The sequence below is a fragment of the Rhodococcus sp. HNM0563 genome (assembly GCF_012726195.1).
In the GTDB taxonomy this organism is placed as follows: Bacteria; Actinomycetota; Actinomycetes; order Mycobacteriales; family Mycobacteriaceae; genus Rhodococcus.
Genome location: NZ_JAASAF010000007.1, coordinates 188114 through 200987 on the forward strand (window position 1 = coordinate 188114; position 12874 = coordinate 200987).

Below are 12874 nucleotides of genomic sequence, written 5' to 3' on the forward strand. Positions count from 1 at the left end.
CATGCCACAACCAGTCATCGTCGGTGCAGTCCGCACCCCGATCGCACGTTCCTTCAAAGGTTCTCTGGTCAACACATCAGCGGAGGAACTGGCCACCGCCGTCCTCCCGGAAGTGATTCGCCGGTCCGGCCTCGATGCCGCGGACATCGACGACATCATCCTGGCCGAAGCGAACTATGGCGGGGGCGACCTCGCCCGGTACGCCGCTGTTGCCGCGGGCCTGGAAGGTGTTCCGGGACAGGCCGTCAATCGGCACTGCGCGGGCAGCCTGACCGCGATCGGAAACGCCTCGGCACAGATCGGCTCCGGTATGGAACGAGCCCTCATCGCGGGCGGTGTCCAGTCACTGTCGACCGGCCCACTGATGAAATGGCGTGTTCCGACTCCCGGTGGTACGGAATACCGTGAGCCGTGGATTCCTCCGAGCCACCCGGAGACGCCCGACGCGCCGACCCTCGACATGGCGGTGACGGTGGGCTGGAACACCGCGAAAGCCGTCGGGATCTCCCGTGAGGACATGGATGCGTGGGCGGCACGATCACATCAGCGTGCTGTTGCTGCAATCGACGCCGGGAAGTTCGTCGACGAGATCATGCCGCTCAAGGTTGCCAGCGCAGACGGCTCTCTCGTCGACTTCAGTGTGGACGAGCACCCGCGCCGCGATACCACCGTTGAACGGCTCGCTGCTCTGCCCGTCCTGCACCCCGAGATCGAGGGGTTCTCGGTGACCGCAGGCAACAGCAGTGGTATCAACGACGCCGCGGCTGTCATCGCTCTTGCGAGCCGCGAACTCGCGCGCGACAAGGGGCTGAAGGCGCTCGGGACCGTGAAGGCGTGGGCGGCATCCGCAGTGCCGCCGCGCGACTGCGGACTCGGCGCGGTGGCGGTGATCGGCAAGGTCCTCGACCGCGCCGGGCTCGCCGTATCCGACGTCGACCTGTGGGAGATCAACGAGGCGTTCGCATCCGTCCCGATTGCTGCTTGCCGAGAATTCGGCATCGACGAAGACATCGTGAATGTGTCGGGAAGTGGTTGCAGCCTAGGGCATCCGATTTCGGCGTCGGGTGCACGCATGGTGACGACGATGGTCTACGAACTGGCACGCCGTGGTGGCGGGATCGGCGTCGCAGCGATGTGCGCGGGTGGCGGCCAGGGCGGTGCCGTGGTGTTCGAAGTCGAAGGTTGAGAGGAAACCGTATGTCGGACGAAGTACTGGTCGAGCGCCGCGGGCGCATACTGATCGCCACGATCAATCGGCCGGATGCACGAAACGCCGTGAATCGCGCGGTCAGTCAGCGGCTCGCCGATGCGATGGACGAGTTGGACGAGAGTCCCGAACTGTCCGTCGGTATCGTCACCGGCGCCGGTGGAAACTTCAGCGCGGGAATGGATCTGAAGGCATTCGCGGCGGGTGAGATTGCCGCTGTCGAAGGTCGTGGTCTCGGGTTCACCGAGAAGCCGCCGAGGAAGCCGCTGATCGCGGCTGTCGAAGGTAACGCCCTGGCCGGGGGAACCGAGATCGTCCTCGCCACCGACCTCGTTGTCGCGGCGAAGAGCGCGAAGTTCGGTCTGCCGGAGGTCAAGCGCGGTCTCGTGGCCGGCGGTGGCGGTCTCCTGCGGCTGCCCGACCGGATTCCGTATCAGAAGGCCGTCGAGCTTGCGTTGACCGGCGACACATTCAGTGCGGAGGAAGGCGCCGGCTACGGTTTCGTCAACGTGGTATCGGAGCCGGGTCAGGCTCTGGCCGAAGCGATCCGGTTGGCGGAACGCATCACCGAGAACGGGCCGTTGGCAGTGGCCGCAACCAAACAGATACTCGCCGAGTCGCGGAGCTGGTCGGACGACGAGAAGTGGAAGAAACAGATGGACCTGCTCATCCCGGTGTTCATGTCCAAAGACGCCGCAGAGGGGGCGAAGGCGTTCGCGGAGAAGCGGAAACCGAACTGGACCGGTAGCTGACCGGCGCAAGAGCAATCGATCTCATAGGAGGGGAACATATGTCGTTCGAAGGTGAAGTTGTACTGGTCACGGGCGGCGCCGGTGGTCTGGGGGCAGCGACGGTACGGAAGCTGCACGCCGAGGGGGCGTCTGTGGTGATCGCCGACATTGCCGACGAGCAGGCGCAGAAGCTGGCCGACGAACTCGGCAACAAGGCCGTATACATGCGGACCGACGTGCTCGACGACGACTCCGTGGAGGCGACACTCGCGAAAGCCGATGAACTGGGCACCCTCAGGTACGCGGTCATCGCGCACGGCGGAATCGGGGTGTTGGAGAAAGTCGTCAACCGCGACGGCACTCCGCATACGCGCAAGGGATTCACCGACACGATCTCGCTCTACCTCACAGGCACATACAACGTGCTCCGACTGGCCGCGGCGAAGATCGCGAAGCTGGAGCCCAAGCCGAACGGTGAGCGGGGCGCCATCGTCATGACCAGCTCCATCGCCGGTTTCGAAGGGCAGATGGGGCAGTCGGCCTACTCGGCGGCGAAGGCAGGTGTCATCGGCCTGACGCTGACGGGCGCCCGTGATCTGAGCTCGGTCGGGATCCGGCTCAACTCCATCGCGCCGGGCACCATGCGTACCCCGCTGCTCGAGTTGATCGGCGAGGAAGGGCTCGAGAAGTTCGCCAAGAACATCCCGTTCCCGAAGCGCCTCGGCACGCCCGATGAGTACGCGTTCCTTGCCCAGCATCTGCTGGAGAACTCGTACATCAACGGTGAGGTCGTGCGTCTCGACGGGGCGCAGCGGTTCCAGACTCGCTGAGACGAGGCGCCTACGAAACGCAGTTTCCCCCTCTCCTCCTGGTTTCCGTTGGTTCTGAACCGGCGGAAACCCGGAGGAGAGGGGGAAAGTCCGACTCTGGGGTCATGCTCTGGTGGCATACTCCGAGGGTCATGAATCCGAGGTCATTCGGTACCGAGCGATGCAGCTTGCTGCCGTGCCCATCGGTAGTCGGCCTTGCCGACGGGACTCCGCTGGATCGCCTCAGTGAAGATCACCGACTTCGGAAGCTTGTATCGTGCAACTGACTTCGCGGCGTGCTCGATCAGTTCGCCGGCCGTTGCTGCGTGGTCGGGGAGAAGCTGGACGATCGCGACGACGGCCTCGCCCCACGTGTCGCTCGGACGCCCGGCGACGAGAACATCGGCGACGGCCGGGTGCGAACTGATCGCCATTTCCACTTCCTCGACGAAGATCTTCTCGCCACCGGAGTTGATGGTCACCGAGTCGCGGCCGAGCAAGTGGATCGATCCGTCGTCGAGTCGTTGCGCTCGATCTCCGGGCAGTACGAATCGCTCGCCCCCGACAACCGGGAAGGTTGCCGCGGTCTTCTTCGCATCGCCCTTGTAGCCGAGCGGAACATGCCCGCGTTGGGCGAGCCAGCCCAGGTCGTCGTGCCCGGGTTCGGCGAGTCCGTCGAGATCCTCTGTGAGGACGCAGGTGTTCGACCCGGGAGTGAAAAGGCCGGTCGACACAGAACCTGCGCTCGAGACGTGCGTCATCTGCGTTCCGGCCTCCGAGGAACCGACACCGTCGATCACCACGGCGCCCGGTACGACGTCGAGGAGGCGCTGCTTGACCGGGGGCGACAGGACCGCTCCGCCGTTCGCCAGGATCGACAGCGACGACAGGTCGGCATCGGTCTGCTCGAACTCGGTGGCGAGTGGTCGTGCGATGGCGTCGCCCACCATCATCACCGCGGTGGGACGCTCCGCTTCGATCGTCTGCGCCACTGCCGCCGGATCCAATCGGTCGACCACCGGTGAGAACACCAGGGTCTGTCCGGTGAGGATGCCTGTCAGTGACGCCCACTGAGCAGCGCCGTGGATCAAGGGGGGCAGCACGAGCATCGTGAATCCGGCATTCTCGGCCGCGGCCTGCGCCACCTGACCGGGTGAGGTGATGCACTCGCCGGTGTACACGTTCCGGCCACCGCACGAAGCCATGTAGATGTCGTGCTGGCGCCAGAGCACACCCTTGGGCATACCGGTGGTGCCGCCGGTGTAGAGGATGTAGAGATCGTCCGGTGACTGCGCGGTCGGCGCTGTGTCGGGCGAGGTTTCGGCGAGTACGGCCTCGTAGTCGACGGCGCCGGGAAGTAGCGGGTTGCCCGAGTCGTCGGGGATCTGGATGAGGACCTGGATGTGGGGAAGCGCCGGCAGGACCCGAGCCAGTTGGGGCGCGAACGCCGCGTTGTAGACGATGGCGCTCGCCTCGGCGTCGGCAAGCAGATATTCGAGTTCCTTCTCCACATAGCGGTAGTTGACGTTGAACGGTGCAACACGCGAGCGGAATGCACCCAGCATCGTCTCGAGGTACTCGTTGCCGTTGTAGGCGTAGATGCCGAGGGTGTCCTGGCCGATCTCGTGTCCGTCGAGTCGGTCGCGCTCGGTGTGGGCGCCGAGCCCACGGGAAGCCAGGTAGGCGGCGAGTCGGCGAGATCGATCGGCCAGCATGGCCTGTGTGATCCGCCGGTCGCGGAAGACGACGACGTCTCTGTCCGGGATGGACGACGCGACAGCATCCACGAGTTCCGGGATGGTGAATTCTCTGGTGGCTGTCGCGGACTGGGCGGTGAGGTCGGTCAAGGTGACTCCTGTGAGATCAGCTAACCCGTCACATGAACTATGAGCCAGACTGTAATGTATACGGCAACTATTGCGGTAGGGTTCGGTGCTGGGAGATTCACAGTCGAACGGGGATTGCGATGAGCACGATCGAGAGCCTCGACCGCACAACACCGGGCGATTCCGGCGGGGGATTGCCGCGCATCCTCGCGCTGCAGCGGGATGCGTTCATCGCCGACGGCTTTCCGTCGGCGGAGATACGGCGCCATCGCATCGACCGGCTTGTCGCACTCATGCTCGACAACGCCGATGCGCTCGTCGATGCGTTGGTTCGAGACTTCGGCAGTAAATCGCGGCTCGGCACGATGTCGATGGAATTCGTCGGCATCATCGACGCGATCGAGCACACCCGCGCGCACGTGGCGAAGTGGATGAGAACCGCGCCGCTGATGCGCGCGGGACGACTGGCGGGGTTGCGCGCCGAGGTGGTGCCGTCGCCTCTCGGGGTGGTCGGGATCATCGGGCCGTGGAACTTTCCGCTCCATCTGGTGATCATGCCCGCAGCGGCAGCGTTCGCGGCGGGAAACCGCGTGATGATCAAGATGTCCGAGATCACCCCTGCAACATCGGACCTGTTCGCCTCCCTCGCTCCGAAGTATTTCGACGAGGCGGAACTGGCGGTCGTGACCGGCGGAGCCGACGTGGGTGCCGCATTCTCGGCCCTCCCGCTCGACCATCTCTTCTTCACCGGTTCGCCGGGTGTCGGGAAGCAGATCCAAGCTGCGGCGGCGCAGAATCTGGTGCCCGTCACGCTCGAACTCGGTGGAAAGAACCCCGTCGTGGTGGGGCCACGTGCACATGTAGAGCGGGCTGCCGAACGAGTGGCTCTCGGGCGCATGGTCAACGGCGGTCAGGTCTGCATCTGTCCCGACTACGTGATGGTGCATGAGAACGAGGCCGAAAGATTTTCCACGGCAGTGCTGTCCGCGTGGCGTAAGAGATTCCCCACCATGATCACCAACCCGGAATATCCCTCGTGCGTCAACCCCGCGAACTACGGTCGCGTGGTGCATTTGATCGACGACGCACGATCCCGAGGTGCGGTCGTGCAGTCGGTCGCGCCGAGCGGTGAACGGCTTCCCGATCCGGAGACGCGCAAAATTCCCCCCACCCTCGTGTCGTGTGTCTCGGACGACATGCGGATCACCCAGGAGGAAATCTTCGGTCCGGCGCTGATGCTCCTCACCTATCGCGATCTTTCCGAGGTTGCCGACTACGTGAACACGCACCCTTCACCGCTCGTCGCCTACTGGTTCGGGCCTGATGACGAGGACTTCCGCAGGTTCGTTCGTAGTACCCGCACCGGTGGGGTGGCGCGAAACGAGTTCGGAATTCACATGCTTCCGGCTGCCGCGCCGTTCGGTGGTGTGGGGAACAGCGGGATGGGCGCCTATCACGGCAAGGCGGGTTTCGACACGTTCAGCCACCACAGGTCTGTCGTGGGGACAGATCTCCCGTTCATGCTCGCGACGTCGAGCGCTGTACCGCCGTTCGGGTGGGTGCCGCGCGCGATCGTGTCACTGACGATGCGGATTGCCCGACGCCGCAGCGCAAAGCGCCTGCGGGGCAACATACTGTATTGACAACAGTAAGGGTGTATTCTGGGTTCGACGCGGGGGTTGATCTGCGCGCGCACCGTGTACTGAAACTTCGACCGGAGGTGAACGACGATGACCGTCGTGTCCGAGAATTCAACCCGCATCGACGAAGTCGTGTACGACCGGCCTGTCGACTGCGACAACCACTACTACGAAAAGATCGATGCATTCACACGGCACCTCGATCCCGCATTCAAGGATCGCGGCATCGAAGTGATCAAACGTGGCACCCACACCGAATTACTGGCCGGTGGAAAGCTTTTCGAGTTCGTACCGAACCCGACCTTCGATCCTGTGATCGTCCCCGGAGCGCTGGACCTGCTGTTCCGCGGGCAGGTCCCGGACGATGTCGACCCGCGAAGCCTGATGAAGGTAGAGCCGCTCAACCCCGCCTACCAGGATCGCGACGTTCGCCTCGACATGATCGAGCAACAGGAAATGTCAGGGGTCATTCTGCTTCCGACGCTCGCATGCGGTGTCGAGGAGGCGCTCAAGAACGACATCCCCGCAACCATGGCGAGCGTGACGGCATTCAACAAGTGGCTGGACGAGGACTGGGGATTCAACTACAAGGGCCGCATCTTCTCCGCGCCCATGCTGGCGCTGGCAGACCCCGACGAGGCCGTCGCGGAAATCGACAGGCTTCTCGAACGCGACGTGAAACTCGTCTACATCCGTCCCGCGCCGGTGCCCGCCGGCCACGGGACATCGAAGTCGCTGGGCGACCTGACCTACGACAAGGTGTGGGCGAAACTGGAAGAAGCCGATATTCCGGTCGCGTTCCATCTCAGCGACAGTGGATACAACGGCTCGATCGCACGAGCGTGGGGTGCGCCGGAACGGTTCGTGCCGTTCAAGACGTCGAACCCACTCGCGAACATCGTCGTCTCCGATCGCGCCATTCACGACACCATGGCGAGCTTGATCCTCGGCGGTGTGTTCACACGCCATCCGAAGCTGCGCATCGCCAGCATCGAAAACGGTTCGGACTGGGTGCAGCTGCTGGTCAAGCGACTGAACAAACAGGCGAACCAGACCCCGTGGGCATTCACGGAGGCGCCGGCCGACACGATCCGTCGGCATCTGTGGGTCGCGCCGTACTACGAGGACGACGTTCGAGCGCTGGCCGACCTCGTCGGTGCAGATCGCGTCCTGTTCGGTTCCGACTGGCCGCACGGTGAAGGCCTCGCGAAGCCGACGGATTTCGTCGAAGAACTGGACGATTTCGACGAGACCGAGAAGGACGCGATCATGCGTACCAACGTTCTCGACTACCTGGGTATCTCGTACACCCGCTGATTCCGGGGAGTGTGTGCTCGCCCCCGGCGAGCACACACTGCTCTCCTATTCTGCGGGCGCGGTTTTTGCCCGGGATGCGCGCGCGGTGGTCTTCTTGGTCTTGCTCGCAGCCGGCTTCTCCTGCTCGAGGAGTCGGCTCGTGTAGTCGAGGATGCAGTTGAGGCCGTACTCGAAGTTGTAGTCGTTCGGTGCCCCGCCGACCCGGCCGCGTGCTGCGGCTTCCGCCAGAAGCGGTGTGCTGTCCGGGGTGATGACCAAATTCTCGTAGTACGCCTGCGATGTCGGGTCGTACTTCTTGCCGCGCTCCTGCAAACGTGCGAGCACGACGGATCCGCGCACATGTAGCTGGACGGCCGAGTACGCGTCGAATGCGTCGTCGAGCGACAGCCCGCCCTTCACGAGATCGGCGATGATGTGCTCGATCTCGCGCGCGCCCAACGTGGCGTTTCGGGGGCTGAGCGACGATCTGATGAGGATCAGGTCGCAGAGGATCGGGTTCTCCAGGAAGGCTTTGCGCGCCGCGTGCGCGTGATTGTAGAGACGCTCCCGCCAGTCCGAACCCGAGTCGCCCATCACGGCCTCGACCTGCATCTGCTCGAGGGCGCGATCGGTCATCGCATTGAGGAGCTCGTCCTTCTTGCGGAAGTACCAGTAGATGCTTGTGACGCCGACCCCGAGGTGCTTCGCGAGCTGCGGCATGCTCAGATTGTCGACCGGGATCTCCTCGGCGAGTTCGAACGCGCCGGCGATGATGTCCTCGGGGTTGATGGATCCGCGCTCACGCCGTTCGCGTTTCTGAGGTTCTACTTTTCGCGCCATTGCTCTCCGACTTCCGTCCACAGTTGATCCGCAGAGTCGGGCAGCGCAGGCCTGAAGCGGCCCGCGGTAGTACGGACTGCCGGTGGCACCGAGTGCTGCCGACCCCATGGTGGCTCACTGTAGCGCATACCGGAACACCGCCGGGAAGTCAGCTCATTCGATGGCACGCAGTGCAGCAGAGGGGCAGTTGTTCACTGCTGTGCGCAGGTCTGATTCGGCGCAGGAAGACGCGGCCTCGTCATCGATGATCACGTAACCTCCGTCGCCTACCTCGAACACGTCTGGTGCGGTGGCCTCGCACAAGCCGTGGCCGACGCACCTGTCGCTGTCGACTTCGACACGCATGTGTCACTCCTTTCCGGATCGGTGGAATTCATATTCAGTACGCCATGAACAGAATCTCGTCGCGGCTGTACTCGTGGTCGGGGTGGCGTTCACCGAGGTGCTGCCGCACTTTCTCGACGAGATCGTCCTCGTCGGTACCGCGCACGTACACGCCGCATGGGCAGGTCAATCGTTTCTTCATGTCGTCCTTTCGGTCTGGCCGGGGCTGTGGTTTATGTATTGCCGGTCGTCAGTAGGCGTCGAAGTCGAGTCGCGTCGACTTTCCCTGTGCCTCCGCGCGGAATGGTCTCGTCCGAATCGAGTACGAGCCACACCGTCGGAACTTTGAACGAACTCAACAGTTCTTTTGCTGCCGAGTGTAATTCGGACGGATCGAACGGGCGTGAGCAGATCACCGCGGCAGCCACTCGTGGACCGGTATCGTCGCCGACCTGCGTGACGAAGGCGTTCTCCACTCCGTCGATCCTTTTCAAGGCCGCCTGAACTTCTCTCGGATACACGGTAGCTCCGCTGACCTTGAACATGTCGTCGATCCGTCCGCGGTAGAAGAGGAAACCCGCATCGTCGATACAGCCGAGATCGCCCGTGGGATAAAAGCCGTCGGGTGTGAAGACATCCTCGCGGCTGCGGCCGCAGATACCTTGCAGGACATGGGGTCCTCGGACCTCGATCCGGCCCTCTCGGCCGGTGCGAGCCTGCGTGCCCGATTCGATGTCTGTGATGCGGACTTCCATGCCGTCGAACGGTATACCGCAACTGCCCCAGGACATTCGCGGCATATCGGTGTCCAGGGGGTAGCCGACGTAGGGTCCGAAGGTCTCGGTCATCCCGAACAGATTCGCGCGGGATCCGGGTTCGCCGCGTTCGCCGACAGGTAACAGTGCAGCGAGGCTGCCGGGCCGCAACGACGAAAGGTCGGCTCCCGCTTCGTCGACCGCGCGCGCCAAGGCTTCGGCCTGGTCGGGCCACCCCCGGAACAAGGTCACCCGTTCTCGTTCGAGGAGTTGCAGGGTCGTGGCGGCCACCGGTATCTCCTCGGTGACGAGGGTGGCGCCTGCCATCAGCGCCGAGAGGATCCCTGCACCGAAACCCCCGACCCAGAAGAACGGCATCGGCAGATAGAGCCGGCTGTCGGAGGTGATGCAGCGAACGGCCAAGCCGGAGGCGACGGCACCGAGTGCACTGCCGTGTGAGTGCATGACGCCCTTGGGTGCACCGCTACTTCCGGAGGTGAAGACGATGACCATCGTGTCGGACGGCACCACGGCGTCGCCCATTGCAGCGGCAACCGCGTGAGAACGGGTCTCCGGCTGCGTGTCGAGTACGTCCGCGACTCGCCAGATCCTCCGCAGGGACGGCAGTTCGGGGTCGAGAACATTGCCCGGTTCGAGTTCGGGCAGTCCGACTTCGGTGGCGAGGGCGTCGAGGTAGCGGCGACCGCGGAACTCGTCGACGGTGACGAGGTGGGCGATCGACGCAGTCCGGATCTGTGCGCGGAGTTCGGCTCCCGTGAGCAGAGTGCTCAGTGGAACCAGTACGGCGCCGATCCGAGTGATCGCCACGGCGATCTGCACCCACCCGGTGTTGTTCGGCATGATCAGCCCGACCCGGGTGCCTGCGCTGACTCCGCCCTCGATGAGTGCTGCGGCGATGCGGAGCGTGGAGGTGTCGAGTTCGCGGTAGCCGACCCTGTTCACCGGGTCCACCACCATGTCCTTCGTCGGTGTTTCGGATGCCCGTGTGCGGACCAGCGACGCTACCGTAGCCCCCGGGGGAAGATCAGGCATGCTGCGCCCCGTCCCCCGCGCGCGTTTGTGTGAGGAGCCGGCTGCGGACGGCTGTGAGGTCTGCTTTGCCCGAGGGGGTGCGCGGGATGGTGTCGACGACTGCGATCGCGGTCGGAATCTCGTAGCGGGCGAGCCGGGTGGACAGGTAGACCACCAGATCGGCCGACGTGACGTGTGCATCGGGGCGGGGTTCGACCATGGCAACGGGAGTTTCTCCCAATCGCTCATCGGGGCGACCGACGACAGCGGCGTTCTCGACCGCGGGGTGGGTTTCGAGTGCTGTCCGGATGGCGTCCGGCATGATCTTGAATCCGCCTCGGATGATTGCCTGGTCGGCGCGACCGTGGATCCAGAGGAACCCGTCGGCATCGATGCGTGCGAGATCGGTGGTCCGCATCCAGTCCGTTGCCTCGCCGCGTTGCGCGGGTTTGACCTCGAGCAGCCCGACGGTGTCGGTATCGACCTCGGCCCCGGACTCGTCGACGACGCGCAGCAGAGAACCGGATTCGGCGCGCCCCACGCTCCCTCGCTTCGTCGACCAGTATTGCCGGTGATCGGCGAGACTCCATCCGGCCACACCACCACCGAACTCCGTTGCGGCATACGACGTCAGTACCGGGATACCGAACTTGTCGGTGAAGGCGTCGGCGTCGTCTGCCGACAGCGGGGCGGTGCCCGAGGTGACCACCCGGAGACTCGAGAGGTCGTCGCGGGTGAGATCGGAGTGCAGCACCATCCGTAGTGCCGTCGGGACGAGGGAGACGGCGCGGGGGCGGTGTCGGCGGACCGCGTCCGCCCATGCTGCGAGTTCGAACCGTGGCAGGAGAACGTACGGTCGTGCCGCGACGATGCACTGCAACGTTCGATACACCCCGCCGATATGGACGAGTGGCGCGTTGACGATCGCAACACCCGAGCTGAGCTTGCGGGGAGGCGTGTCGCCGGCCGTGGGAGGCCCGAGCACACTGTGGGCGAGCATGTCGTGGGTGAGTTCGACGCGCTTGGGGGGTCCGGTGGTGCCGCTGGTCAGCATGAGGACCGCCGTCCCGGGGCGGTTCTCGGATGGTCCCGGGCGTTCGGTTGCGGGCACGACTTCGGGTTCGTGCGAGACCTCGCCGACCGTCACCGTGGTCGTACCGGGCGGCCTGCCGACGAGCGCGCCGAGGTCGTCGGCCTCACCGATGACCACGGGTAGGCCCAGCTCCGCGATGTCGGTGCGGGTCCGCTCGTCCCCGCGCGACGGGTTGACGACCACGAGGCACCGCCCGGAGAGCAGCACTCCGAGGAGCGTGGCCACATGCACGGGGCGGTTGCGCAGCAGCACGCCGATTCCCGCTCCATCGGCGGGACCGTACTGTCGACAGATCGTGTTGATACGGTCGGCGAACCGGGCAATCTGTGCCCACGTGACCCATTCACCGTCGTACTCGATCGCGCCTGCGCCGGGATCGAGGCCGAGCACGGCCGCGATGCGGCGGGTGAGCCGGTGGTCGGTGACGGCTTCGCCGAGCACGGTTCGGGTCATCATCGAATCCTCGGTGAGTGTGTGACGCGGGATGCCTGCGTCTCGGGGTCGCGGGTGGCGAGTTCGTCCTTCGCGATCGGATTGCCGAGTCGTGTGTAGATCAGGCCTTGATCCATCGCTGCCCGATACGGCTTGTCGAGGGATTCCCAGATGGCTTTCACGGTCCCCTGCGTTGCCGTCGGGGGCTTGGCTGCGATCCCGGCAGCGATCTCACGAGCGCGTGTCCACAGTTGTTCGCGCGACGTGATTTCGGTGACGAGCCCGATTCGGAGGGCCGTCTCGGCCCCGACACGCTCGTCGTTGCCCATCAGTGCGATCCGCAGGGTCTCGGCGAGACCCACGCGGCGCATCAACCCGACGGGTTCGAGAGCGGAGACCAACCCGGCCGAGACATGAGAGTCGAAGAAGGTGGCGTCTTTGGAGCAGATGACGACATCGGATTCGTTGACGAAGTACAGCGCGCCCGCCGTGCACATTCCCTGGACGGCGCACACCACGGGCTTCCACATCTTCTGCCATTTCGGGCTGAGAAGCTCACCCGGATCCTCGTGGTTCCAGATGTTGTCGGGTTGACCGTAGGAGGACTTGATGTCGAGGCCTGCGCTGAACGCGCGGTCACCGGCGGCGCGCAGGACCACCGCGTGCACCCGCTCGTCGAACTTGACGATGCGCCACGCCTCGCGCATCTCGTTGCACATCGTGCGGTCGAACGAATTCAACCGATCCGGTCGATTCAGAGTGATCGTGGCGACGTGTTCGTCGGAATCGACCTCGAGGAGGATCGTCTCGAACTCGGGAATCGTCGACTCGTCGACGGTCGTCGGTTGTGCCATTGCGGGTCTCCGATTCTCGATCAGGTCGGCGGTGG

At 64.5% G+C, this 12874-nt stretch carries 12 protein-coding genes; 5 read left to right on the forward strand and 7 right to left on the reverse strand.

Annotated features, from left to right (window positions below; translation table 11 throughout):
* Position 1: 1 nt before the first annotated feature.
* From HCA61_RS17880 to HCA61_RS17890, 3 genes are read left to right on the forward strand one after another with little or no spacing between them, the layout of a single operon-like run.
* The gene (locus HCA61_RS17880; protein WP_169689533.1) at positions 2–1186 is read left to right on the forward strand and encodes a thiolase family protein; all 1185 of its coding nucleotides are present in this window, start codon (positions 2–4) and stop codon (positions 1184–1186) included.
* An 11-nt stretch (positions 1187–1197) separates the two neighbouring features.
* Positions 1198–1959, forward strand: coding sequence for a crotonase/enoyl-CoA hydratase family protein (locus HCA61_RS17885; RefSeq protein WP_169689534.1), 762 nt, complete (start codon positions 1198–1200; stop codon positions 1957–1959).
* Between the two features lie 38 nt (positions 1960–1997).
* On the forward strand, positions 1998–2768 hold the full coding sequence (locus HCA61_RS17890; RefSeq protein WP_169689535.1) for an SDR family NAD(P)-dependent oxidoreductase: 771 nt from the start codon (positions 1998–2000) through the stop codon (positions 2766–2768).
* Positions 2769–2911: 143 nt separating this feature from the next.
* Here the strand turns inward: HCA61_RS17890 and HCA61_RS17895 are convergent, their stop codons facing one another.
* Positions 2912–4594, reverse strand: a complete 1683-nt coding sequence (locus HCA61_RS17895; protein WP_169689536.1) for an acyl-CoA synthetase — start codon at positions 4592–4594, stop codon at positions 2912–2914.
* Between the two features lie 182 nt (positions 4595–4776).
* Between HCA61_RS17895 and HCA61_RS17900 the strand changes: the two genes are divergently transcribed.
* On the forward strand, positions 4777–6216 hold the full coding sequence (locus HCA61_RS17900; RefSeq protein ID WP_346777596.1) for an aldehyde dehydrogenase family protein: 1440 nt from the start codon (positions 4777–4779) through the stop codon (positions 6214–6216).
* 87 nt (positions 6217–6303) lie between these two features.
* Positions 6304–7530 (forward strand): amidohydrolase family protein, encoded by a 1227-nt coding sequence (locus HCA61_RS17905; RefSeq protein ID WP_169689538.1) that lies wholly within the window; start codon positions 6304–6306, stop codon positions 7528–7530.
* A 45-nt stretch (positions 7531–7575) separates the two neighbouring features.
* On the opposite strand, the gene HCA61_RS17910 is transcribed toward HCA61_RS17905, so the two are convergent.
* The 6 genes from HCA61_RS17910 to HCA61_RS17935 form a co-directional block, all read right to left on the reverse strand.
* The gene (locus HCA61_RS17910; RefSeq protein WP_169689539.1) at positions 7576–8349 is read right to left on the reverse strand and encodes a TetR/AcrR family transcriptional regulator; all 774 of its coding nucleotides are present in this window, start codon (positions 8347–8349) and stop codon (positions 7576–7578) included.
* Between the two features lie 153 nt (positions 8350–8502).
* Positions 8503–8694: a ferredoxin gene (locus HCA61_RS17915; RefSeq protein WP_169689540.1), complete on the reverse strand. Its 192-nt coding sequence runs from the start codon at positions 8692–8694 to the stop codon at positions 8503–8505.
* A gap of 34 nt (positions 8695–8728) precedes the next feature.
* Positions 8729–8875, reverse strand: coding sequence for a DUF1059 domain-containing protein (locus tag HCA61_RS17920; protein ID WP_169689541.1), 147 nt, complete (start codon positions 8873–8875; stop codon positions 8729–8731).
* Between the two features lie 31 nt (positions 8876–8906).
* Positions 8907–10481 carry a class I adenylate-forming enzyme family protein gene (locus HCA61_RS17925; RefSeq protein WP_169689542.1) on the reverse strand — a complete coding sequence of 525 codons (1575 nt, stop codon included), beginning with the start codon at positions 10479–10481 and terminating at the stop codon, positions 8907–8909.
* On the reverse strand, positions 10474–12006 hold the full coding sequence (locus tag HCA61_RS17930; protein ID WP_169689653.1) for an AMP-binding protein: 1533 nt from the start codon (positions 12004–12006) through the stop codon (positions 10474–10476). Before HCA61_RS17930 ends, HCA61_RS17925 begins: the two co-directional genes overlap by 8 nt.
* Positions 12006–12839: an enoyl-CoA hydratase/isomerase family protein gene (locus HCA61_RS17935; protein ID WP_169689543.1), complete on the reverse strand. Its 834-nt coding sequence runs from the start codon at positions 12837–12839 to the stop codon at positions 12006–12008. Before HCA61_RS17935 ends, HCA61_RS17930 begins: the two co-directional genes overlap by 1 nt.
* Positions 12840–12874: the final 35 nt, after the last annotated feature.